The 22,713-nt window shown below is 61.7% G+C and carries 18 protein-coding genes; 4 read left to right on the forward strand and 14 right to left on the reverse strand.

The features are described 5' to 3' along the window. Positions 1-171: 171 nt before the first annotated feature. The 5 genes from ACP7B1_RS21005 to ACP7B1_RS21025 form a co-directional block, all read right to left on the reverse strand. Positions 172-1,194 carry an aldose epimerase family protein gene (locus tag ACP7B1_RS21005; RefSeq protein ID WP_346306882.1) on the reverse strand — a complete coding sequence of 341 codons (1,023 nt, stop codon included), beginning with the start codon at positions 1,192-1,194 and terminating at the stop codon, positions 172-174. 2 nt (positions 1,195-1,196) lie between these two features. Beyond that, on the reverse strand, positions 1,197-2,174 hold the full coding sequence (locus ACP7B1_RS21010) for an ABC transporter permease (RefSeq protein WP_288194655.1): 978 nt from the start codon (positions 2,172-2,174) through the stop codon (positions 1,197-1,199). Next, positions 2,171-3,172 carry an ABC transporter permease gene (locus ACP7B1_RS21015; RefSeq protein ID WP_346306883.1) on the reverse strand — a complete coding sequence of 334 codons (1,002 nt, stop codon included), beginning with the start codon at positions 3,170-3,172 and terminating at the stop codon, positions 2,171-2,173. The genes ACP7B1_RS21010 and ACP7B1_RS21015 overlap by 4 nt, the downstream gene beginning before the upstream one ends. After that, on the reverse strand, positions 3,169-4,707 hold the full coding sequence (locus ACP7B1_RS21020) for a sugar ABC transporter ATP-binding protein (RefSeq protein ID WP_346306884.1): 1,539 nt from the start codon (positions 4,705-4,707) through the stop codon (positions 3,169-3,171). The genes ACP7B1_RS21015 and ACP7B1_RS21020 overlap by 4 nt, the downstream gene beginning before the upstream one ends. 103 nt (positions 4,708-4,810) lie before the next feature. Continuing rightward, positions 4,811-5,791, reverse strand: coding sequence for an ABC transporter substrate-binding protein (locus ACP7B1_RS21025; protein WP_403182079.1), 981 nt, complete (start codon positions 5,789-5,791; stop codon positions 4,811-4,813). 176 nt (positions 5,792-5,967) lie between these two features. Here ACP7B1_RS21025 and ACP7B1_RS21030 point away from each other — a divergent pair, with 176 nt between their 5' ends. Beyond that, the gene (locus ACP7B1_RS21030) at positions 5,968-7,119 is read left to right on the forward strand and encodes a LacI family DNA-binding transcriptional regulator (RefSeq protein WP_346306885.1); all 1,152 of its coding nucleotides are present in this window, start codon (positions 5,968-5,970) and stop codon (positions 7,117-7,119) included. Here ACP7B1_RS21030 and ACP7B1_RS21035 read toward each other — a convergent pair. After that, on the reverse strand, positions 7,088-8,452 hold the full coding sequence (locus tag ACP7B1_RS21035) for a sigma-54-dependent transcriptional regulator (RefSeq protein ID WP_346306886.1): 1,365 nt from the start codon (positions 8,450-8,452) through the stop codon (positions 7,088-7,090). The genes ACP7B1_RS21030 and ACP7B1_RS21035 overlap by 32 nt on opposite strands. Before the next feature lie 2 nt (positions 8,453-8,454). Further along, positions 8,455-10,326: a sensor histidine kinase gene (locus tag ACP7B1_RS21040; RefSeq protein ID WP_426137236.1), complete on the reverse strand. Its 1,872-nt coding sequence runs from the start codon at positions 10,324-10,326 to the stop codon at positions 8,455-8,457. 232 nt (positions 10,327-10,558) lie between these two features. On the opposite strand from ACP7B1_RS21040, the gene ACP7B1_RS21045 reads away from it, so the two are divergent. Then, positions 10,559-11,884, forward strand: a complete 1,326-nt coding sequence (locus tag ACP7B1_RS21045) for a dicarboxylate/amino acid:cation symporter (protein ID WP_223614765.1) — start codon at positions 10,559-10,561, stop codon at positions 11,882-11,884. Positions 11,885-11,931: 47 nt separating this feature from the next. On the opposite strand, the gene ACP7B1_RS21050 is transcribed toward ACP7B1_RS21045, so the two are convergent. From ACP7B1_RS21050 to ACP7B1_RS21080, 7 genes are all read right to left on the reverse strand, one after another. Beyond that, positions 11,932-13,293, reverse strand: a complete 1,362-nt coding sequence (locus ACP7B1_RS21050) for an FGGY-family carbohydrate kinase (RefSeq protein ID WP_346306888.1) — start codon at positions 13,291-13,293, stop codon at positions 11,932-11,934. Between the two features lie 6 nt (positions 13,294-13,299). Then, a complete protein-coding gene (rhaM, locus tag ACP7B1_RS21055) occupies positions 13,300-13,623 on the reverse strand; it encodes an L-rhamnose mutarotase (RefSeq protein ID WP_346306889.1) in 324 nt (107 codons plus the stop codon). Beyond that, a complete protein-coding gene (locus ACP7B1_RS21060; protein WP_346306890.1) occupies positions 13,620-14,621 on the reverse strand; it encodes an ABC transporter permease in 1,002 nt (333 codons plus the stop codon). Before ACP7B1_RS21060 ends, rhaM begins: the two co-directional genes overlap by 4 nt. Further along, positions 14,618-15,616: an ABC transporter permease gene (locus ACP7B1_RS21065; RefSeq protein ID WP_346306935.1), complete on the reverse strand. Its 999-nt coding sequence runs from the start codon at positions 15,614-15,616 to the stop codon at positions 14,618-14,620. The genes ACP7B1_RS21060 and ACP7B1_RS21065 overlap by 4 nt, the downstream gene beginning before the upstream one ends. Before the next feature lie 11 nt (positions 15,617-15,627). Then, complete coding sequence (locus ACP7B1_RS21070; protein WP_346306891.1) at positions 15,628-17,148, reverse strand: sugar ABC transporter ATP-binding protein; 1,521 nt, start codon at positions 17,146-17,148, stop codon at positions 15,628-15,630. A 68-nt stretch (positions 17,149-17,216) separates the two neighbouring features. Next, positions 17,217-18,212: a rhamnose ABC transporter substrate-binding protein gene (gene rhaS, locus ACP7B1_RS21075; protein WP_346306892.1), complete on the reverse strand. Its 996-nt coding sequence runs from the start codon at positions 18,210-18,212 to the stop codon at positions 17,217-17,219. Between the two features lie 44 nt (positions 18,213-18,256). Then, on the reverse strand, positions 18,257-19,069 hold the full coding sequence (locus ACP7B1_RS21080) for a DeoR/GlpR family DNA-binding transcription regulator (protein ID WP_346306893.1): 813 nt from the start codon (positions 19,067-19,069) through the stop codon (positions 18,257-18,259). A 214-nt stretch (positions 19,070-19,283) separates the two neighbouring features. Here ACP7B1_RS21080 and ACP7B1_RS21085 point away from each other — a divergent pair, with 214 nt between their 5' ends. Together ACP7B1_RS21085 and rhaI are read left to right on the forward strand one after the other, a co-directional pair. Then, complete coding sequence (locus ACP7B1_RS21085) at positions 19,284-21,374, forward strand: bifunctional rhamnulose-1-phosphate aldolase/short-chain dehydrogenase (protein ID WP_346306894.1); 2,091 nt, start codon at positions 19,284-19,286, stop codon at positions 21,372-21,374. Between the two features lie 22 nt (positions 21,375-21,396). Next, positions 21,397-22,689: an L-rhamnose catabolism isomerase gene (rhaI, locus tag ACP7B1_RS21090; RefSeq protein WP_346306895.1), complete on the forward strand. Its 1,293-nt coding sequence runs from the start codon at positions 21,397-21,399 to the stop codon at positions 22,687-22,689. Positions 22,690-22,713 lie beyond the last annotated feature (24 nt).

Genomic DNA, 22,713 nt, shown 5'->3' on the forward strand with positions numbered 1-22,713 from the left:
CCATCTCGCCCGAGCCGATCAGCCCGATGCGGATCGGACGACCCGCATCCGCCCGCGCCTGCATGTCCCGCGCCAATCCCGTCAATGCCACATTGCTCGCCATACCAAAACGCTCCTCATCCGGCTGCTTTGCGTTCCGGCATAGGACGGGAGACGGCGCTTGGCAACAGGCTAGATCTGCAAGAAGCGGAATTCCGTCTGCTGCCGGTAGGTCTCGCCGGGCCGCAGCACGGTACCGGGGAAATGCGGCTGGTTGGGGCTGTCGGGAAAGTGCTGGGCCTCCAGGCACAGGCCCGCATGCGGCCCGTAGCGCCTGCCGCCAAGGCCGGTCAGTCCGGGGGCGATCATCCGGCCGTCGTAGAATTGCAGGCCGGGTTCGCTCGTATGAACCTGCAGTTCAAGGCCATTATCCGCGGCGAGCGACGCGGCATGGCGCAGGCCGTCCCTGAGTGCGCCGCTCAGCACAAAATTGTGGTCATAGGCCGCGGGCGGCTGCGCGCCGATCAGGCGCGACGCGCGAAATTCGAAGGGCGTTGCGTCGACCGGCAGGATGTCGCCGGTCGGAATGAGGTCGTCCGCGACCGGCGTATAGCTGTCGGCGAAAATCTGCAGCCGGTGGTCGCGGATATCGTCGGACGCGTCGAGATTGAAATAGCTGTGCTGGGCGAAACTGGTGACTGTCGGCGCATCGGTGGTCGCTGTGATGTCCATGCACAGCGTCGAATCCGCGGTGAAGCGGTAGGTGCAGCGCACCTTCATTGCCCCCGGGAAACCCTGGTCGCCGTCGGGCAGCCGCAAGGCGAGCGTGACCGACGAGGCGCTCCAGTCGGCGATGGTCCACAGGCGCTGCGACGTCCCCATCGCGCCGCCATGCAGGGTCTGTTTCCCGCCTTCATTGCGGTCGAGCTGGTATTCCCTGCCGTCAAGGGTAAAGCGACCACGGGCAATCCTGTTGGCGTAGCGCCCGACCAGCGCGCCGAAATAGGGCGACTGGACGGGATAGGGATCGAAGTGGTCGAAGCCGAGCACCACCCGTTGCGGCGTGCCATCCGCCAGCGGGATGTGCAGGTCGCGGATAACAGCGCCCCAGTTCAGCACATGCGCCAGCGCACCGGATGGCGACTGGATCGTCGCCTGAAACACCGGTTCCCCGGCGAACATTCCGAAGGGCTGGGGGCCGAGCAGCGCGCGCACGCTCAGTGGTCCCGCACGGCTGCATTGCCGCGCGCGGCGAGCTTCGCCTGCAGGACAACGACAATGAGCAGAAACAGGCCGCGAATGACCGACTGCCAGTAGGCGGAGAGCGAAATCCAGCCTTTGCCGTTCTCGAAATTGAGAACGTTGAAGAGAATGCCGAGGAGCAGCACACCCGCCAGCGTTGCCCCGACCGAACCGACGCCGCCGGTCAAAAGGGTGCCGCCGACGACCACGGCGGCAATGGCAAAAAGCTCCCAGCCGACGCCCTCAATCGGCTGACCCGCGCCGAACTGCGAGGCGAGGATGACGCCGGCCAGACCGGCGAGGCCGCCGCTGGCAAGATAGACCAGGAACTTGATCCGGCCGACCGGCAGGCCCATCATCCGCGTCGCATCCTCATTGCCGCCGACGGCCAGCACGCCGCGTCCGGTGCTGGTGAAGTTGAGGATGATCCAGCCGGCGATATAGGCGGCAAGCGCTATCCATGCCGGGATGGGGAAGCCGAAAAAGTTGTCCTGGCCGATGCTGGTAAAGCCGCTGTCATAGGAGACCGAAACCGACTGGTTGTCGGCGAGCAGCAGGGCGGTGCCGCTGGCCGCCAGCATGGTTGCGAGCGTGGCGATGAACGGCATGATCTTCAGCCGGGTCACCAGCGCGGCATTGACGAGGCCGACGCAGAGCCCGGCGCCGACGCCGGCACCAAGCCCGATCCATGCACCCTGCGGGCTGAAGAGCGCGGCGACCACGCTGCCGAGCGCTGCGGTCGACCCCACGGAGAGGTCGATGCCGCCGGTCATGATGACGAAGCACATGCCAAGCGCCACCAGCGCGAACATCGAATTGTAGCGCAGCACGCTCGATATGTTGAAAAAGCCGAGGAAATAATCGTAGCGCAGCCAGCCGAACAGGACGAGCAGCAGCAGCGCGACCACCACGCCGTACCTGCCGAGCAGGGATATCCATCGTGTCCGGGTCATGCGTGCGCCCTGCCTTGCTGCTGGATCCAGACGGCCAGGATGATGATCCCCGCCTTGACCACCAGTGCGGCGGCATCGGGCACGCCATTGGCGAGCAGCGTGTAGCGCACCAGCTGGATCGTCATGGCGCCGATGAGCGTGCCGATGATGGTGGCCTTGCCGCCGCTCAGCAGCGTGCCGCCGACGGCGACCGCGGCGATGGCGTCAAGCTCCATGCCGAGCCCGACCAGATTGGCGTCGCTGGAGGAGTTGATGGCGATGACGACGAGCCCGGCCAGTCCCGCGCACAGGCCGCTGATTGCGTAGACCAGCAGCTTGACCTTGGCGACGGCAATGCCGGACAGTTCTGCCGCCCGCTCATTGCCGCCGATGGCGATGATCTGGCGGCCAAACACCGTCCGTTTCAGCATCCACGCGGCGGCAAGGACAATCAGCAGCATCAGGATGACCTGCACCGGAATGCCGAGCACCCGGCCAAGCCCGATGAACTGGAACTGCGGCACGCGGAATGTCTGCAGATTGCCGTTGGTCATGACCTGCGCGATGCCGCGCCCGGCAATGAACAGCACCAGTGTGGCAACGATGGGCTGGATGCGGAAGGCGGAGATGAGCCAGCCATTGAACAGGCCGAACAGCCCGGCAACGGCGATGGAAACGAGCATGGCAGCGGCAACGGCGAGATAGATGTTGCCGATGGGCATGATCTTGCCGAGGAAGATCATCGGGGCGAGGGCGCCCGAGATGGCCATGAGCGAGCCGACGGAGAGGTCGATGCCGCCTGTTGCAATGACCAGCGTCATGCCGACAGCAACGATGACGATGGTGCAGACCTGGGTGAGGTTCACATTCAGCGTCTGTATCGTTGCAAAATTGCGGGTGAATACCAGGTTGAACAGGATCAGCAGCAGCAGCGCGATCAGCGTGCCGTAGCGCGCGAGGAAGTCGAAGGGATCGAAACGCCGGGCTGTCGTGCGCGCCACTTGGGGTGTGCCGGTCATGCCAGGGCCTCCTCGACAGCGGGCGCGTTGCCGTGGGCCATGGCGCCCATGAGCGCATCTTCGGTGGCGGCGGCGCGGCCGAATTCGGCGACGCTGATACCGTCGCGCAGCACAAACACCCGGTCGGCGCCCTCGATGACCTCTTCCAGCTCGGAGGAGATCATCAGCACGGCCAGTCCCTGATCCGCCAGCGATTTGATCAGCGACTGTATTTCGCCCTTGGCGCCGACATCGATGCCGCGCGTCGGTTCGTCGAGAATGAGCAGGCGCGGGTTCATCGCCAGCCAGCGCCCGAGCAGGACTTTCTGCTGATTGCCGCCGGAAAGCTCGCGCACCTTCTGGTCCGGTCCGGAGCATTTGATGCCGAGCTGTTTGATGAAACGTTTCACGATCTCCTGCTGCGCCTTCTCGTCGATCACCCCGGATTTGGCGAGTTTCGGCATCAGCGCCAGCATCATGTTTTCTGCGACGCTCATGTCCGGCACGATGCCTTCGCTCTTGCGGTCTTCTGTGCAGAAACCCATGCCTGCGGCGATGGCGTCGGAGGGCCGCCGCGGTTCGAACGTCTTGTCGCCATAGGTCATGGCACCCGCCTTCAGGCGGTCGATGCCGAAGACCAGCCGCGCCGTTTCGGTGCGGCCCGCGCCGAGCAGTCCGGCAAAACCGGCAATCTCGCCGCTGCGGATGGTGAAGGAGACGTCCTGAACGATCTGCCCGACAGCGAGATTGTCGGCGGACAGCAGGACCTTGCCGATGTTCTTTTCATCGCGCGCGGTGAAGGCGGTGGCGTGGCCCTCGGTCTTTTCAATGCTGCGCCCCAGCATGGACGAGACGAGCTCGATCTTTTCAATTCCATCCATGCGGGCGGTCCTGATCGTCCGGCCGTCGCGCATGATCGTCACGCGGTCACACACCGCATAGAGTTCATCCAGCTTGTGGCTGACGAACACCACGGAAACGCCGTCCTGTTTCAACTGGCGGATGACGTTGAAGAGGACGCCGACTTCGCGCTCATCGAGCGAGGAGGTCGGCTCATCCATGATGACGAGCTTGGCGGAAAACCCGATGGCGCGGGCAATGGCCACCATCTGCTGGGTTGCCGTGTTGAATTCCATCAGGGGACGGCGGACATTGACCCGGATATTGAAGCGCTGCAACAGGTTTTCAGCCTCCCGGTGCATGCTCGCCCAGTCGAGCAGGCCGAAGCGGCGTTTCTCCCGTCCAAGGCAGATGTTCTCCGTCAGGGAACGGTAGGGCACCAGATTGATTTCCTGATAGATGGTGCTGATGCCGTTCGCCTGCGCCTGCTGCGGCGAGGCGACTTCAAACGGCTTGCCGTCGAAACTCACGTCGCCGGCGTCCCGCCGGTGATAGCCGGTCAGCACCTTGATGAGCGTCGATTTTCCCGCGCCGTTCTGGCCGATCAGCGCATGCACCTCGCCGCGTGCCACGGTGAACGAGGCGGCGGAAAGGGCAGGGATACCCGCAAAGCGCTTGTCGATGCCTGTCATCGACAGAAGAATATCGGTGTCCATTGCAAAGCCGTTTCTGAAATCATCCGGAGCTTTTGCCTGGATGCAGGGTTGCACCAGACATGAAAAAGCCAGCGCTCCATGGAAGCGCTGGCTTCGTCAGATATCAATAGGCGGAGCTCAACAATTTTGCCGCATTGCCGGCATCGTAGAACTGGTCCGGATTGATGATCTTCGGGGCGATTTTCTCCCCGGCGGCATAGGCGGCTGCCGTATCGTAGGCCTTGGGGCCGAAGCGCGGATTGCATTCGACCACCGCGGCAATCTTGCCGTCGACCACGGCCTGGACCGCTTCCTTGCCGCCATCGATCGACAGGACGAGGATGTCCTTGCCGGGCACCTTGCCTGCCGCTTCAATGGCGGAAATCGCGCCGATCGCCATCTCGTCATTGTGGGCGTAGATGACATTGGCGTCGGGATGCGCCTGCAGCAGGGTTTCGGCGACCTGACGGCCCTTGTCACGGGCAAAATCGCCGGTCTGCGAGGCAACGATCGAGAAATCCGAATGCTTGGCGATGACGTCGTCAAAGCCCTTCTTGCGGTCGTTGGCCGGCGAGGAGCCGGTCGTGCCTTCCAGTTCGATGATCTTGGTCTTGCCCTTCGCATTGGCCACCAGCCATTCGCCGATGCGCTGGCCCTCTTCGATGAAGTTGGAGCCGATGAAGGTTACATAGTCGTCGCCGGCCTTGGCGAGGGATGGATCGACGCTGCGGTCAAGCAGGATAACCGGAATGCCGGCGCTCTTGGCGGCCTTGATCGCCGGAATCAGCGGCTTTTCCTCGCGCGGGGCCAGGAAAATCAGGTCGACGCCCTGTGCGATCATCGAATTGACGTCGGCAACCTGCTTGGCCGCGGAGCTTGCCGCATCCGTGTAGACAAGCTGCCAGCCGCGCTTCTTGGCCTCTTCCTGCATACTGGCCGTCTGGGCCAGACGCCACGGATTATTGCTTTCCGTCTGGGCGAAGCCGACCTTGTAGGTGTCTTTCTTCTTCAGCGGCGGCGACGCGGCGAAAACACTGCCTGCAGCCATGGCGGCGACGAGGCCGGCGGCCGAGGTGAGCAATAGGGTACGACGGGTGATGGACATACGAATTTTCCTCCCAGAAATTCAGAGCGTGGAAATTCCACTGGTCTGATCATCTTCATTTATAAAAATTAGTCAATAATTATTTATGTTGATTAGCCGGTGTTTCGCTGCATAATCATTCCCACGCGGTTTGATTGATTCAGCCGTGCTTGCATGTGGCAAAGGGCTGTTTTCGAATGAATGACACAGTGGATGATGTGACCACTGAAAAGAAAAAGCCCGTCCGGGTCACGGCCCGGCGCAAACGCGTCAACAAGCGCGTGACGATGACCGATATCGCGCGCATCGCCGGCTGTTCGCAGGCAACGGTTTCCTTCGTGCTCAACAAGACGCCGGGCATCAAGCTGGCGGCGGAAACGCGCGAACGCGTGATCGAGGCTGCCCGCTCGCTCGGCTATGCCGCGCCCAACTTTGCCCACCTGGACAGCCATGATGCCTATGCGCCTGCGGTCGACGGCAAGATCGGCTTCGTGGTCGACCAGCTGGCAACCAGTCCCGAAGCGGTCGTTGCCATTGAGGGCGCGCGGCAGGCCTCGTGGAATGCAGGCAACATCATTCTGGTTGCCCAGACATTGAATGATCCCGAGATGGAGCCGCGCACCATCCGCGCCCTGCGCGAGCAGGGGATTTCCGCGCTGATCTATATGGCGATCTTTACCCGCGAGGTGACGTTGCCGGATTACCTCTACAATCTCGATATCCCGCTGGTGCTCCTCAACTGCTATACCGCCGACTATGCCTTTCCGGCGGTCGTTCCGAGCGAGATTGCCGGCGGCCAGCACTCGACCCGCCACCTGATCCAGCATGGCCACCGGCGCATCGGCATCATCACCGGTGAGCCGTGGATGGAGGCGGCGAAGGACCGGCTGCGCGGTTATCGCCGGGCGCTGGCGACCGCCGATATCCCCTTCGATCCGGAACTGGTGATCGAGGGCGACTGGTCGGCAAGCGCGGGCTACAAGGCGACGAAGACGCTGCTGGCGCTGAAGGACAGGCCCACTGCCATTTTCTGCCAGAATGACCGGACCGCCATCGGCTGCTACGAAGCGTTGAAGGAAGCGGGCATCCGCATCCCGGTGGACATTTCGGTCATCGGCTATGACGATGAAGAAATATCACGGCACCTGCACCCGCAATTGACAACATCCGTTCTGCCGCACCGGGCGATGGGCCGCTGGGCCATCGAACAGCTCGACAGCTATGCCCCGGGGAGCGAAACGCGCTACCCCATCACCAAGCTCGAATGCCCGCTGGTCGAGCGTCTCTCGGTGGCGGAGCGCACCAGGCAGATATCCGCTAGATCTGGTCCGGGGGTGACTTTCCTTTGACATAATCAGCCCGGTCGATGCCGTGGCGCTGAAGCTTGTCGTAGAATGTCTTGCGCGGAATGCCCAGGGCCTCGATCGTTGTCCTCACATCGCCATTGTTGCCCGTCAGGGCCTCGCGGATGAGCCTTGCCTCATGGCGTTCCATGGCTTCGGGCAAGGTGAGCGTGCTGGTCTGCGACGGCGTCTGTTCACTGGTCATTTCATCCAGACCCAGCGCAACCCGCTCGGCGAAATGCGCGAGTTCGCGCACATTGCCGGGCCAGTCATGATCCATCAGCCGCGCGCGCATCGCCGCGTTTATGTCCTGCGGTTCCGTCTTGAAGCGGATGGCGGCGCGGTGCAGGAAATGCGTGAACAGCAGCGGAATATCCTCCTTGCGCTCGCGCAAGGGCGGTATTGAAACCGTGACCACGTTGAGGCGGTAGAACAGGTCTTCGCGAAAATTGGCGCGTTGTTCGGGGCTGCCAAGATCCACCTTGGCAGCAGCCACGACGCGCAGGTCCACGGGCCTGTGTTCATTGGTGCCAAGCGGCGTGATTTCCCGCATTTCCAGAACGCGCAGCAGTTTGACCTGGGTGGCCAAAGGCATGCTCTCGATCTCGTCGAGGAACAATGTACCGCCGCTGGCATGTTCGATCCGCCCAATACGCTTGTTCTGCGCGCCGGTGAAGGCTCCGGCCTCGTGGCCGAACAGCTCGCTCTCGATCACCGATTCCGGCAGGGCGCCGCAATTGAGCGCGACAAAATTGCCCTGCCTGCGACGGCTCCATTCATGCAGGAGACCGGCGGCCACGTCCTTGCCGCTGCCTGTCTCGCCGGCAATCAGCACATCCACATCGGCATTGGCCACATGACGCAGCGTCTTGCGCAGATTCTGCATCACGGGTGTCTGGCCGATCAGCGGCACCGTTTCGTCGGAGGCCTCCATGAATTGCCGCAGCTGGCGATTTTCCATGACAAGCTGGCGCTTGTCTGCGGCGCGGCGGATGCTCTGGACGAGGCGCTCGGCCGGATAGGGTTTGGCGATGAAATCGTAGGCGCCTTCCTGCATGGCCTCGACGGCCATTTCGATATCGCCATGCCCGGTGATCAGGATGACGGGCAGATCCGCGTCCATCGCGCGCAGGCGCCGGAAAAATTCCAGCCCGTCCACATGCGGCATGCGGATATCGCTGACGACGACGCCGGCGAATTCCGGTGTCAGGAAGCGCAGGGCACTCATGGCATCGGCGAACGGAATCACGCTGAACCCGGCAAGTTCCAGCGTCTGCCTGTTGGCGTTGCGCAGGTCGTCATCATCGTCAACAAAGGCGATTTGCGGCTGGAAACCCATGATCAGGCAACCCTTTTGAGATGGACGGTGAATCGGGTTCCGGCGCTGCTGCTGTCCACTTCGATGCGTCCGCCATACTCGGCGACGATGTCATGGCAGATGACCAGGCCAAGCCCGAGCCCGCGGTCCTTGGAGGTATTGAAGGGGGTAAACAGCGCCTGCATGATGTCCTCGGGAATGCCGGGGCCGTTATCGGCCACGGTCAGCTGCACCTCGTCATCGGCAACGGCATAGCCGACGCTGATCCGGCTGGATGGCCCGCCTTCGGTTGCCTCCAGCGCGTTCTGCATCAGATTGATCAGCACCTGTTCGAGCCGGATGCGATTGCCATGCACCCTCAGCCCGGCCGGCGGCGTCTCGGTCGTGATCTTGCCGACGGTCTGGCGGAAACGGCTGCCGAGCAGCAGCAGCGCGCCTTCGATGACGTCGCTGACGTCAGCCGGACCGGCATCGCCTGTGCCCTTGCGCGAGAAGGTGCGCAGTTCATCGGTGATGCTGCCGATGCGTTCGGTCAGGCCCGCGATGGCCGACAGGTTTTCCCTGGCCGGTTCGACCTGATTGCGCGACAGAAACGTCCCGGCATTGTCGGCATAGGCGCGGATGGCTGCCACGGGCTGGTTGATCTCATGCGCAACGCCCGCCGTCACCTGCCCGAGAATGGCAAGGCGGTTGGCCTGCACCAGTTCCTGCTGCACCGTCTGCAGTTTGTTTTCGGTTTTCTGCCGCTCCTCCGCCTGCATCACCAGTTCGGCATGGGCGGTGCTCAGCGCTTCGGTGCGTTCCGCCACGCGGCGCTCCAGTTCGAGGCGCGCCAGTTGCTGCTCCTGCAGGCGCTGCAGCGCCAGGCCGCGGCGATGCAGGAAGAACGCGGTAAAGCCGAGGACAGGCGCAATGACCGCCAGGGCGGCGAGCTGCGCCGCGCGGATGGCTTCGCTCACCGCCGCGCCGGCAGGCGTCAGCAGTTGCAGCGTCCAGCTGGTTGTCGGCACGGGGACGCGGACCCGGACATATTCCGCGTCCTGGCTGGAGCCCGGCAGCTGGGCGGTTACCCTGTCCGGTGTCGCCTGGGTCAAGGCGGGCGCAACGTTCAAGGGTTCGAGCGGCGCACTGCCGAACTGCAGGCTTTCTCTGATAGGGCCGACCTGTTCGTCCGGGATCGGCGCCTGCGCCATGAACCGCCACTCGGGAAAGCTTGTGATCAGCACGATGCCGCGCGGGTCGATGACGTAGGAAGGGTCGCTGCTGCGACGCCAGTCGGCCTCAAGTTCGTCGAACTCGACCTTGACGACAATCACGCCCAGCAGGCCGGATGGGCCGTCGATGCGCCGCGAAATATACAGGCCCGGCCGTTTGCTGATCGTGCCGAGCGCATAGTGCTCGGCACTGCCATTGGCGAGTGCGCGCAGATAATAGGGGCGGAAACTGTAGTCGACGCCGACAAAGCTGGTCGGTTCCTGCCAGTTGCTGGCCGACAGGGCCGTGCCCTTTGCATCGAGGAGATAGATGACGGACGCGTGCGTGCCTTCGATCAGGCTTTCCAGCTTGCGGTCGACAAGATGCAGCATGCTTTCGCTGCGGGATGACAGCGCGCTGATGAGGTCGCGGTCCTGCGAGAGGACGAAGGGCAGGGAGCGTTGCTTCTCCAGCACGGTCCGCAGCAGGACGGCATTGAGTTCCGCCGCGCTTCTCGCCCGGGTTTCCAGCGCGACATAGGCGCGGTTGCGGCCGTAGTCATTGGCGGCCAGCAGGGCGCCGAGAATGATGAAAACGGCCAGGGCGCCATAGACGATTTTGCCCATGGTGCTGAATCCCCCGGTTCGGGGCAGCATATCGGCATCGTTTGGCAGGGGGCGGTCCATGGCTAATTTGTGCATATATCCGCACGATTGACAATCTGTTTGTGCGAAATTCCGCACGTTTTTATATCCTGCGCCCGAAGGATAAAAATAATATGTAATAAAATCAATATTTTATCAAATAAATCAAGATTGGCACGGTGCTTGCTTATGCCTTTTCAGAGAACGCATGCGTTGTTCTCGAGAACAAGAAGGGCCCGGGAGGCTGACAGGGTTTCTGCCAGACGCGGCTCGCACCATGGAGGAAGACATGAGTCCTGTGACCATCAGCGCAGCACCGCAGCCGCGCGTCAAGAAACCTATCTATACCCATCTGTATTTCCAGGTCATCGTTGCCATCACCATCGGCATCGCGCTTGGCCACTATTATCCCGATGTCGGCACCAGCATGAAGCCGCTCGGCGATGCCTTCATCAAGCTGGTGAAGATGATCATCGCTCCGGTCATTTTCCTGACCGTGACGACCGGCATCGCCGGTATGAGCGATCTGCAGAAAGTCGGCCGCGTCGCCGGCAAGGCGATGATCTACTTCCTCACCTTCTCGACACTGGCGCTGATCGTCGGCCTTATCGTTGCAAATGTCGTGCAGCCCGGTGCCGGCATGAACATCAATCCGGCAACGCTCGATCCGGCCTCGGTCGCCACCTACACGCAGCAGGCGCATGAACAGAGTGTCATCGGCTTCCTGCAGAACATCATTCCGACGACGATCGTCGGTGCCTTTGCCTCCGGCGACATTCTTCAGGTGCTGTTCTTCTCGGTTCTCTTCGGTGTATCGCTGGCCATGGTCGGCGAGCGCGCAGCGCCGGTCACCAACTTCCTGCACGTGCTGTCGGCACCGGTGTTCAAGCTGGTCGCCATTCTGATGAAGGCTGCTCCCATCGGTGCCTTCGGCGCCATGGCGTTCACCATCGGCAAGTACGGCATTTCGTCGGTTGCCAACCTGCTGTTCCTCATCGGAACCTTCTACCTGACCTCGATCCTCTTCGTGGTCATCATCCTCGGTGCCGTCGCCCGCTACAACGGCTTCTCGATTTTCGCCCTGATCCGTTACATCAAGGAAGAACTGCTGCTCGTTCTCGGCACCAGCTCATCCGAAGCCGCCCTGCCGACGCTGATGGCGAAAATGGAAAAGGCGGGCTGCAAGAAGTCCGTTGTCGGCCTCGTCATCCCAACCGGCTATTCCTTCAACCTGGACGGCACCAACATCTACATGACATTGGCTGCGCTGTTCATTGCCCAGGCAACCAACACGCCGCTGACCCTGACGGATCAGGTTCTGCTGCTGCTGGTGGCCATGCTCAGCTCCAAGGGTGCTGCCGGTATCACCGGTGCCGGCTTCATCACGCTGGCGGCAACGCTGTCCGTGGTTCCGGCCGTGCCGGTCGCCGGCATGGCGCTGATCCTCGGTATCGACCGCTTCATGTCGGAATGCCGCGCGCTGACCAACCTCGTCGGCAATGCGGTCGCAACAATCGTTGTCGCCCGCTGGGAAGGTGAACTGGACAAGGGTCAGCTTGACCGCGCACTGCATGGCGGTGTCAGCGAAGACGAAGCCCTTGCCTATGCCGGCTGACAGCCGGTAACTACTGAAAGGGAAAGGCGGGCTTCGGCCCGCCTTTTTCATGCAAGGTGGTCCCGCCATATCGCCGCATAGGTGTCGAATGCGGCATCGAGCGGCTGCACGTTTCCCGCCTTTGCCTGCACAGGGATTGTCGCGCCCGCCAGAATCGCCGCGCCAAGGCTGGTTCCCGTCGAACCCGGCAGGGCCGCCACGTCACGCCCCGTCAGGCTGCGCAAGGCAGACAGATACACCGCATTGCGGGCGAAGGGACCTTCGACCATCGTGGTGCCCTCAGCCCCGATCAGCCCGAGGCTGACATGAGTCATCAGCGCGGCATAGAGCGAGGCTGCGGCGGTCCGTTCGGCAGGTGTCCGGGCTTCGCCGTTCGGCCATACGGCCTCCCGGTCTGGAAACGGCCCTGTTCCCTTGACGAGACTTGGCAGGAGCATCAGCTGATCGCGGATGACCCGGTCGAGCGTTGCGGTATCGGGCGCGACGGCATTGCCGCCCGTCAAAAGGTCAAACTCCCGCCCACCCATGAAACGGGCTGACGGCACCGCCTTGCCATAGGCGTCGACATTGGCAAGCGTGTCACGCGCCTGATCGAGCCTGTCCAGTTGCCCGCCCACGGCAAACAGCACCACCCACGTGCCCGTTGAGACGACGGAAAATGGCGAGCTGCGCGTCATCAGATGCGGCAGCAGCGACGCGTTGGAATCGTGAATGCCGCAAAAGACCGGCACAGGATTTCTGATGCCCAGCTGATGTTGAAGAGTGGGCAGCACATCGCCGATATGATCGAAGGCTGGGCGGATCGGCGGCAGGAGCGGGCGCAGGTCCAGCGTTTCGACAAGGCTGGAATAATCACCTTCCCGCGGATTCCACAGATCCGTATGGCAGCCGAGCGACGTCACTTCATTGACCGCAATGCCGGTCAGCCGCCACACCCAGTATTGCGCATAGGTCAGGGTGGTTCTGACATCCCGGAACCGTTCGGGAAACTGCGACTTCTGGTAATGGATTTGCGCGCCGACATTCAGTCCGCCGGCCAGATAGGGCGAGGCGGTCTCGGCAAAGTCCGGCCGCATGTCCGCATAGGCGCGGCGCACCGCGTCGGGATAGCTGTGTTCATAGTCGATGACGGGCATGGCCAGGCCGTCGTCTCCGAGCAGGGCTACCGCTGCGCCATGGGCTGTGACGGATATCGCGTCGAAGCCGGGTGTTGCGGCGAGTTCCGTCAGCGAGGCCAGAAAAAACGTCCAGAGGGCGTCGGTATCGTAATGCGGATAGGGGCCGCCAGTGACCACGCGGTTGGGCGTGCTGCGTGCTGCAAGCTCAACACCGCTGGCAGCATCAACCACAACGACTTTGGCGTTGGTCTTGCCAACGTCAATGACAGCGATATGGCGCGGCTTGCCCATACCGGTTCAGGCCAGATGGAACAGGCAGACCAGATCGGTCTGCACCGGCGAATTGTCGGGGTTCGTCATCATGATATCGGCCATGTGCGCCCACCATTTTTTCATCATGGGATGAGCGGGAAGATCAGCCATCCCATGCACTTTCGGGCGGTTCAGGACACCGAACAGGGTATGGGTGTCGCGATCAAGGTGGATCGAATAGTCCTGCACGCCCGCATTGTGCAGGAGATCGGCCAGTTCCGGCCAGATGGCATCGTGCCGCCGGCGGTATTCCTCTTCCATGCCCGGATGGAGGGTCATCTTGAACGCATAGATCTCTTGGTTGCTCATGCGTGTTTCCTGTGCCTGAAGCGGCGGATGATGATCGGCAGGGTGATGGTGATGATCAGGAGCAGGCCGATGAAGATCGACATGACGATGCCCGGCACATTGAGCAGCCCGAGCCCGAATGTCACCAGCCCCATGACAAAGGCGGCGATGACCACGCCGCCGATGGTTCCCGAGCCGCCAAGGATGGAGATGCCGCCGAGAACCACCATGGTGACGATTTCAAGTTCCCAGCCTTGCGCGATGGACGGCCTTGTCGAGCCGAGGCGCGAGGTGAGACAGACCGCGGCGATGCCTGACATCAGCCCGGTCATCAGGAACAGCGTGAACTTGATACGCTCGACGCGGATGCCGGAGAAACGCGCCGCAAACTCATTGTTGCCGATGGCAAAGACGCGCCGGCCGAAATTGGTCGCGTGCAGGAGAATGGCAAAGAGAATGGCCAGGGCGGCAAACAGGGCGAATTCGAAGGAAATGACCCAGAAGACATACCCCTGGCCGAAATAGGCGAAGGAGGCGGGGTAGCCGCCATAGGCCTTATCGCCAAGCACGATATAGGCGATGCCGCGAAACAGGCTCATCGTGCCGATGGTCACGACAATCGACGGCAGGCGCAGCCCGGCGACGAGAATGCCGTTGATCACGCCGCAGCCGATGCCGACCCCGAGGCCGATGGCAATAAGGCCTGGCGTGCCCACGCCCATCTGGGCCGCAGCGCCCATGGCCGTCGAAGCAAGCGCAATGATCGCCGCGACGGACAGGTCGATTTCACCGGCGATGATCAGGAGCGCCATGGCGAAGGCCACCATCGCCTTCTCGGTGAAGTTGAACGTGGCGTCGGACAGGTTCCATGCATTGAGGAAGTAAGGGGATGCAAAGGAGTTGGCGATGAAGATCAGGATCGCGACAACCAGCAGCAGCGCTTCCCAGCTGGCAAACAGCCGCGTTGCGGAGGTGCCGAGCCGGTCCGGGATGTGACGTTTTTCGCTGACCACACTCATGCGATACCCTCGATTGTTTCCGATGCCCCGCGGTCACGCAGGATGATGCGGCCGCGCCGCCGTTCCTGCCGCGCGTTGAAGATCACGGCGGCGATGATCACGCCGCCGGAAATTGCCATTTGCGAGAACGGCGAAATGTTGATGACCGGCAGGGCATTCTTGATGACGCCGAGAAACAGCGAGCCCAGCACCGCTCCGGCCACCGAACCGATACCGCCGAGGGTCGAGATGCCGCCGATGACGCAGGCCGCAACACTGTCGAGTTCGAAGCCTGCGGCAATGTCCACATAGGCCACCGCATAGCGCGATACCCAGAGGTAGCCGCAGAGCCCGGCGAGCGTGCCCGATATGACAAAGGCGAAAAAGCGCGTGCGCCCGACATCGATACCCGCATAGACCGCCGCCGTTGGGTTGCCGCCGGAGGCGTAGATTGCCCGGCCGAGGAAGGTGCGCGACATCACGATATAGATGACGGCGACGATGACGATGGCCGTCCAGCCGAGCACCGGCAGGCCGAGGAAAAGCTGGCGCGGCGTCTGCAGGAAAGGCTCGGTCATCTGGTGGGCGTTGACCCAGCCGCCACCGGACAGAACGAAGGCCATGCCGCGATAGATGGTAAGCGTGCCGAGCGTGACGACAATCGAGGGAATGCCGAGCTTCCAGACGAACAGGCCGTTGATCGCCCCGAGGACCGCACCGACGCCAAGCGCGATGACAACGATCAATGCCAGCGGCAGGCCGGGATGCGCCGCGTTGAGCATGGCGACGGCCATGCCGGTAAAGGCCACATTGGACGCGACGGAGAGGTCGATGGACTTTGTCAGGATGACAGTCATCTGCCCAAGGGCCAGAATGATCAGGATCGACGTGTCGTTGAAAATATTCGACAGGTTCGACGGGCTGGCAAAGCCGGGCGAGCGGGAAGAGAAAACGCCAAGCAGCACGGCGATGATCACCACCAGCAGCATTTCGCGAAATTTGAACAGTTGCTTGATCATCCCGATCCTCACGCGTTGCCCGTTGCGGCGCGAACCAGCGTCTCGGCGCTCATGTCAGCGCGCTCGAAGAGACCGGCGGACAGGCCTTCGCGCATCACCAGCACGCGGTCCGACATGCCAAGGATTTCCGGCAGTTCCGACGATACCATGATGATGCTGAGGCCTTCGCCGGCAAGTTCGCTGATAAAGGCGTGGACCGCTGCCTTCGAGCCGATGTCGATACCCTTGGTCGGTTCATCCAGAATGAGGATTTTCGGTTGCGTGGCGAGCCACTTGCCGATGACGACTTTCTGCTGGTTGCCGCCGGAAAGCGTGCCGACCGGCACGGAAAGCGCGGCGGCCCTGAGGTCGAAGCGTTCGGCGTATTTTCGCGCCAGCGCCAGTTCTTCGGCGGCGCGCAGGAAACCCGAACGGGATGTCCGTCCAAGCGACGGCAATGAAATGTTCTGGTAGATCGGCAGTTGCAGCACGGCACCATGGCGGCCGCGCTCTTCCGGCACATAGACGATGCCCGCATGGATTGCATCGCCGGGCGAGCGGATCTGAATCTCTTTGCCGTCCAGTTCCAGCCTGCCGCCGGACGGCCGGGTCACGCCGAACAGGGACTGGCAGATTTCCGAGCGGCCCGCGCCGACAAGGCCGTAGATGCCGAGGATTTCACCCTTCCTGAGTTCGAAGGAAATATCGCGAAATTCGGTGGGATGGCTGTACTTCTCGACTTTGAGCACGGTTTCGCCGAGCGGGATGTCGACCTTCGGGAAGGCATGCTCGATGGAACGGCCGACCATGAGGCGGACAATGTCGTTCTGGCTGATCTCAGCGAGAACCCCGTTGCCCACGGCCTTGCCGTCACGGAACACGGCATAGTTATCGGCGATTTCATAGACCTCGTCGAACTTGTGGCTGATGAAGAGAATGGCCTTGCCCTGCGCCTTCAGCCGCTTGACGATCTGGAAGAGGTCGTCCACCTCCTTGCGCGACAGGGCGGCCGTCGGCTCGTCCATGATGACGATGCGCGCATCGACCGACAGCGCGCGGGCAATGGCAACAAGATGGCGCTGGGCGATGGAAAGATCCTTCAGCCGCGTGCGCGGGTCGATATTGCTTTCGAGCGAATGGAGGAGGGCGAGCGCCCTGGCGTTGACGCCCTTCCAGTTCACCAGACCCAGTGATGTCTTCGGCGCGTGGCCGATGAAAATGTTCTCGGCGACCGAGAGTTCGTCAAACAGCACCGTTTCCTGATGGATGGCGGTCACGCCGTGATCGATGGCATCCTGCGCGTTGCCGAAGGTGACGGGCTTGCCGTCGATATAGATCTCGCCTTCGTCGGACTGGTAGATGCCGGTCAGAATCTTGACGAGCGTGGATTTGCCCGCACCGTTCTCGCCGATGAGCGCCGTCACCTCGCCGGGAAACAGGGCGATGTTGACGTCATTCAGGGCTTTCACACCCGGAAAGGTCTTGGAGATGGCCCGCATTTCCAGAATGGGGGTTGCAAGGGGTGATTCAGCAAGGGCTGCGGTCATCATGGGCAATACCGAAGGGTTAAAAAATGCCCGGCAGACGGCCTGCCGGGCTTTGCGGCGCGATTGCCGGATCAGAAAATCTTGGAGAACTGATCGATGTTCTTCGCGTCATAGACGAAGGGATCAGCCATGGCGGCCTCGCCATTGTCGCCGATCTTGATCTTGCCCATGCGTCCGGCAGTGATTTCGCTGCCGGGTTTGCCGTCGGTATCACCCTTGACGAGGTGATAGGCGATCTGCGTGGCGGAGTAGCCAAGATCGATCGGGTTCCAGATGGCGAATTCCTTGGTGGCGCCTGATTTGATGGCGCCGGCCATTTCCGAAGGCAGGCCGAGGCCGGTCACGTAAACCGTGCCGATCTTCTTGGCATCGGATACCGCCTGCGAGGCGGCCAATACACCCACAGTGGTTGGCGCGACAATGACCTTGACATTCGGCTGCGAGGTCAGGAGGCCCTGCGCTTCGCGGTAGCTCTTGTCAGCGAGGTCATCGCCATAGACTGTCGTGACGAGGTTGAGGCCGGGGAAATTCGGCAGCTGCTTTTTCATCTCGGCAATCCAGGTGTTCTGGTTTGTCGATGTGGTCGTGGCCGAGAGGATGGCGAAGTCGCCCTTGCCATCAGGCAGATGGGCAGCGGCAAGCTGCAGGCACATCTTGCCGATAAGCTCGTTGGATGACGGATTGAGATGGACGATGCGGCCATCCTTGGCCACGGCGGAATCCCACGAGATCACCTTGATGCCGCGCGCCATGGCCTTCTTCAGAGCCGGGACGACAGCGTCAGGGTCGTTGGCGGAAATGGCGATGGCATTGACGTTCTGCGCGATCAGCGCATTGATGACCTCGATCTGGCCTTCGGCCGTCGTCGATGTCGGTCCGGTGTAGATGACTTCGACGCCGCCCAACTCCTTGGCGGCTTCCTGCGCGCCCTTGTTGGCTGCTTCAAAGAAGCCGTTGCCGAGTGATTTGGCGACGAGACCGATCTTGATCGTTTCTGCCTGTGCATGCGATGCGAACATGGCAAGGGCCAAGGCCGATCCCAGTGCGAGTTTCTTCAACAGTTTCATTTCATCCTCCCTAGATTGAAATACGCCGCTTCGGCGCCTGGTTTTTATGCGATCGAAGCGGAATCCCTTGATTTGTCCTGAGCTCCCACCTTTGCGATGATGAGCTCGACCCCGGCATCCTCCACCATCTTCCGGTCGGCATCCGCAATGCCGTCATCGGTGATGATTGTTGCGACCCGCTGCAACGGGCACAGGATCAGGCTCGACCGGCGCTCGAACTTGCTGGAATCCACCAGCAGCACCAGTTCATCCGCCTGATTGATCAGCTTCTGCTCGCCCTGAATGATCAGCGGGTCCGATTCCATCGCGCCGAACGGACCGACCCCGACAGCGCCCATGAACATGCGCTTGCCGTAGAAATTGCGGGTCACGTCATTGTCGAACGGCGAGAGGATCATGCTCTGCTCGCGATAGATCATGCCGCCGGGAATAATGACGGTGCTCTTGGAGTTCTTCACCAGATGTTCGGCGATGGCGAAGGAATTGGTCATGATCTGCAGGCGGCGGGTGGCGAGATAATGCACCATCTGGAATGTCGTGGTGCCACCGTTGAGGATGATAGCGTCGCCCTCGTTGCACAGGCCCACGGCTTCGCGGGCAATCGCCCGCTTCTTGTCGATGTTCTCGGCTTCCGAGACGCGGAATGGCCGACCGGCAAGCGCGGTCTGCTGCGGCGGGTGAATGGCTTCCGCGCCGCCGCGCACCCGGCGCAGCTTGCCCTGGACATGCATGGAGGCGATGTCACGGCGGATCGTTGCTTCCGACGCTTCCGTCAGTTCGGCAATGTCCTGAATGGTGATGAACGGCTTTTCCTGAACGGCACTCAGGATAATTCGTTGGCGCTCACGTTCGTGCATTTTTCCCTCCACTGCTGCGAACATTGCGCAAAGAAATGCGCGGTGTCAATCAACTTCAGTCAAAATTATTCATACTGCACTGCACAATTGCAATTTTATGATTGAATTTGATCATTTATGATTGACAGCAAATCACTCCCTGCTTCATAGCTAGAGAAAATTCACATGGCTGCGGCGCGTTGTCAGGCCATCAGATCGTCTTCGGGAGGCAAGCATGGCGAACAAGGTCCAACTTCTGGATAATCGTTGGGATGATCAAAAGGCTGCCACGCTGGATGAACCCGGCAAGCTGCTCTACCGCTCCAATCTGCTGGGTGCCGACAAGCGCATCACCAATTACGGCGGCGGCAATACCTCGGCCAAGGTTTCGGAAACCGATCCGCTCACCGGCAAGCCGGTGGAGGTGCTGTGGGTGAAGGGATCGGGCGGCGATGTCGGCACGATCAAGCTCGATGGTTTCGCCACGCTTTATATGGAAAAGCTGGAATCGCTGAAGTCCATCTACAAGGGTGTTGCGGACGAAGACCGCATGGTGGGTTTTCTGCCCCATTGCACCTTCAATCTCAACAGCCGCGCCGCATCGATCGACACGCCCCTGCACGGTTTCGTGCCGTTCAGGCATGTGGATCATATGCACCCCGATGCGATCATTGCCATTGCCGCCTCGAAGAACTCGCGAGAGCTGACGAAAGAAGTGTTTGGCGACGAAATCGGCTGGCTGCCCTGGCGCCGTCCGGGCTTTCAGCTCGGCCTCGATCTTGGCGCCTATGCGGCGGCGCATCCCAATTCAAAAGGTGTCGTGCTGGAAAGCCATGGTCTGTTCACATGGGCCGATGACGCCAAGGAATGCTACGAGCTGACGCTCGATATCATCAACAGGGCGATTGTCTGGTTCGACGCCAAGACGGCGGGCAAACCCGCATTCGGCGGGGAGGCAACGGCGAGCCTCGACGCGTCGGCGCGCCGCGCCATAGCCGCGCGGCTGATGCCGGAAATCCGCGGCAAGATCGGTGTAGCCGAACGCAAGCTCGGCCATTTCGACGATCAGCCGGCGGTGCTCGAATTCGTCAACTCCCGCGACCTGCATCCGCTGGCGGCACTCGGGACCAGCTGCCCCGATCATTTCCTGCGCACGAAAATTCGCCCGCTGGTGCTGGATGTCGATGCGGCCAATCCGGACGCCGCTGTCGAAGCGCTCGATGCGGCGCTGGAAGCCTACCGCACCGACTATGCCCGCTATTACAACGCGTGCAAACATGACAACTCGCCAGCCATGCGCGATCCCAACCCGGTCATCTTCCTCATTCCCGGCGTGGGCATGCTGTCCTTTGCCAAGGACAAGGCAACGGCGCGTATCGCCGGGGAATTCTATGTCAACGCCATCAATGTGATGCGCGGCGCATCGTCTGTTTCGGACTATCAGGGACTACCGGAACAGGAGGCCTTCGATATCGAATACTGGCTGCTCGAGGAAGCCAAGCTGCAGCGCATGCCGAAGCCGAAATCCCTGGCGGGCCGCGTGGCTTTTGTCACGGGCGGCGCCGGCGGCATCGGCCGCGCCACGGCAGAACGGCTGCTCGGGCAGGGCGCCTGTGTCGTCCTTGCGGATATCGATGCGGAGGCCCTGAAGGCAGCCCATCAGGATTTTGCCGCGCGCTACAGCGCTGATGCCGTGCGCGGTGTACAGCTCAACGTGACGGATGAAGCGGCTGTGATCGCCAGCTTCGCCGAGGCCTCGATCGAGTTCGGCGGCGTCGATATTCTCGTTTCCAATGCCGGCATCGCCTCATCCGCCCCGATAGAGGTTACCGAGCTTGCCATGTGGAACCGCAACATGGACATTCTGGCGACAGGCTATTTCCTCGTATCGCGCGAAGCCTTCCGCCTGTTCCGGCGCCAGAAGATTGGCGGCAACGTGGTCTTCGTCGCATCCAAAAACGGGCTTGCCGCCTCGCCCAATGCCAGTGCGTACTGTGCTGCCAAGGCCGCGGAAATCCATCTCGCCCGTTGCCTCGCGCTGGAGGGGGCGGAAGCCGGTATCCGCGTCAACACCGTCAATCCGGATGCCGTGCTGCGCGGCTCGAAAATCTGGAACGGCGAATGGCGCGAACAACGGGCGGCCTCATCCAACCTGCAGGTGGATGAGCTGGAAGAGCATTACCGCAAGCGGTCGCTGCTCAAGCTCAACGTGCTGCCGGAAGACATTGCCGAGGCGATCTATTTCCTTGCCTCCGACGCGTCTGCCAAATCGACGGGCAATATCATCAACGTCGACGCTGGCAACGTGCAGAGCTTCACGCGATAAAGGCAGTCCGGGGGAGGACAACATGGCTGAACAGCATATTTCCGGCGATCTGATCGCATCCGAGAACGACAGGCGCGGTGCGGCGCAGAGCAGCGATTTCGAGGCGCTGGGCGCGCATCTTGCCCGCCGCAACATCGATATCGAGGCGATCACGGCCAAGGTGGCCGATTTCTTCGTTGCGGTTCCCTCATGGGGCGTCGGTACCGGCGGCACGCGCTTTGCCCGGTTTCCGGGGCAGGGCGAACCGCGCGGCATTTTCGACAAGCTCGATGACTGCGCGGTCATCCACCAGCTGAGCCGCGCGACACCCAATGTCTCGCTGCACATCCCGTGGGACAAGGCCGACCCGCAGCAGCTCAAAGCCCATGCGGAGGCGCTCGGCCTCGGTTTCGACGCGATGAATTCCAACACCTTTTCCGATGCGCCGGATCAGGCGCATTCCTACAAATACGGCTCGCTCAGCCATGCGGATGCGGCGACGCGCAAGCAGGCCATTGCGCACAATATCGAGTGCATCGAAATCGGCGACGCCATCGGCTCGAAGGCCCTGACGGTATGGATCGGCGACGGATCGAATTTCCCCGGCCAGAGCCATTTTGCCCGGTCGTTCGAGCGCTATCTCGACGCCATGGCGGAAGTCTACAAGGCGCTGCCGGACGACTGGCGCATTTTCTCCGAACACAAGATGTTCGAGCCCGCCTTCTATTCGACCGTGGTGCAGGACTGGGGCAGCAACTATCTGATCGCCCAGACACTGGGGCCGAAAGCCTTCTGCCTCGTGGATCTCGGCCATCACGCGCCGAACACCAATATCGAGATGATCGTGTCGCGGCTGATCCAGTTCAAGAAACTGGGCGGCTTCCACTTCAACGATTCGAAATATGGCGATGACGATCTGGATGCGGGTTCCATCGATCCGTACCGGCTGTTCCTGGTTTTCAACGAGCTGGTCGATGCGGAGGCGCGCGGCGCCGAGAATTTCCATCCCGCGCATATGATCGATCAGTCGCACAATGTGACCGATCCGATTGAAAGCCTGATCTCGAGTGCCAATGAGATTCGCCGCGCCTATGCACAGGCCCTGCTGGTCGACCGGGCAGCTCTGGATGGCTATCAGGACGGCAACGATGCGCTGATGGCATCGGATGTGCTGAAGCGCGCCTACCGGACGGATGTCGAGCCGATACTCGCCGAAGCCCGCCGCCGGGCGGGGGGCGCCATCGATCCCATCGCCGCCTACAGGGCCAGCGGCTACCGGCAAAAGGTCGGAAAAATCCGGCCGGCCAGCACGGGCGGCAGCGGCGGCATTATCTGAACGGTTTGCCGGCTGGTTGCATGA

The sequence above is a fragment of the Phyllobacterium sp. SL163 genome, assembly GCF_049896885.1.
Taxonomy (GTDB): domain Bacteria; phylum Pseudomonadota; class Alphaproteobacteria; order Rhizobiales; family Rhizobiaceae; genus Phyllobacterium; species Phyllobacterium calauticae.

Coding starts and splice junctions, on each gene's coding strand:
- ACP7B1_RS21010 (WP_288194655.1), bottom strand. CDS start 2,174: ATGACCCGGACACGATGGATATCCCTGCTCGGCAGGTACGGCGTGGTG.
- ACP7B1_RS21015 (WP_346306883.1), bottom strand. CDS start 3,172: ATGACCGGCACACCCCAAGTGGCGCGCACGACAGCCCGGCGTTTCGAT.
- ACP7B1_RS21020 (WP_346306884.1), bottom strand. CDS start 4,707: ATGGACACCGATATTCTTCTGTCGATGACAGGCATCGACAAGCGCTTT.
- ACP7B1_RS21025 (WP_403182079.1), bottom strand. CDS start 5,791: ATGTCCATCACCCGTCGTACCCTATTGCTCACCTCGGCCGCCGGCCTC.
- ACP7B1_RS21030 (WP_346306885.1), top strand. CDS start 5,968: ATGAATGACACAGTGGATGATGTGACCACTGAAAAGAAAAAGCCCGTC.
- ACP7B1_RS21035 (WP_346306886.1), bottom strand. CDS start 8,452: ATGGGTTTCCAGCCGCAAATCGCCTTTGTTGACGATGATGACGACCTG.
- ACP7B1_RS21040 (WP_426137236.1), bottom strand. CDS start 10,326: ATGCACAAATTAGCCATGGACCGCCCCCTGCCAAACGATGCCGATATG.
- ACP7B1_RS21045 (WP_223614765.1), top strand. CDS start 10,559: ATGAGTCCTGTGACCATCAGCGCAGCACCGCAGCCGCGCGTCAAGAAA.
- ACP7B1_RS21050 (WP_346306888.1), bottom strand. CDS start 13,293: ATGGGCAAGCCGCGCCATATCGCTGTCATTGACGTTGGCAAGACCAAC.
- rhaM (WP_346306889.1), bottom strand. CDS start 13,623: ATGAGCAACCAAGAGATCTATGCGTTCAAGATGACCCTCCATCCGGGC.
- ACP7B1_RS21060 (WP_346306890.1), bottom strand. CDS start 14,621: ATGAGTGTGGTCAGCGAAAAACGTCACATCCCGGACCGGCTCGGCACC.
- ACP7B1_RS21070 (WP_346306891.1), bottom strand. CDS start 17,148: ATGATGACCGCAGCCCTTGCTGAATCACCCCTTGCAACCCCCATTCTG.
- rhaS (WP_346306892.1), bottom strand. CDS start 18,212: ATGAAACTGTTGAAGAAACTCGCACTGGGATCGGCCTTGGCCCTTGCC.
- ACP7B1_RS21080 (WP_346306893.1), bottom strand. CDS start 19,069: ATGCACGAACGTGAGCGCCAACGAATTATCCTGAGTGCCGTTCAGGAA.
- ACP7B1_RS21085 (WP_346306894.1), top strand. CDS start 19,284: ATGGCGAACAAGGTCCAACTTCTGGATAATCGTTGGGATGATCAAAAG.
- rhaI (WP_346306895.1), top strand. CDS start 21,397: ATGGCTGAACAGCATATTTCCGGCGATCTGATCGCATCCGAGAACGAC.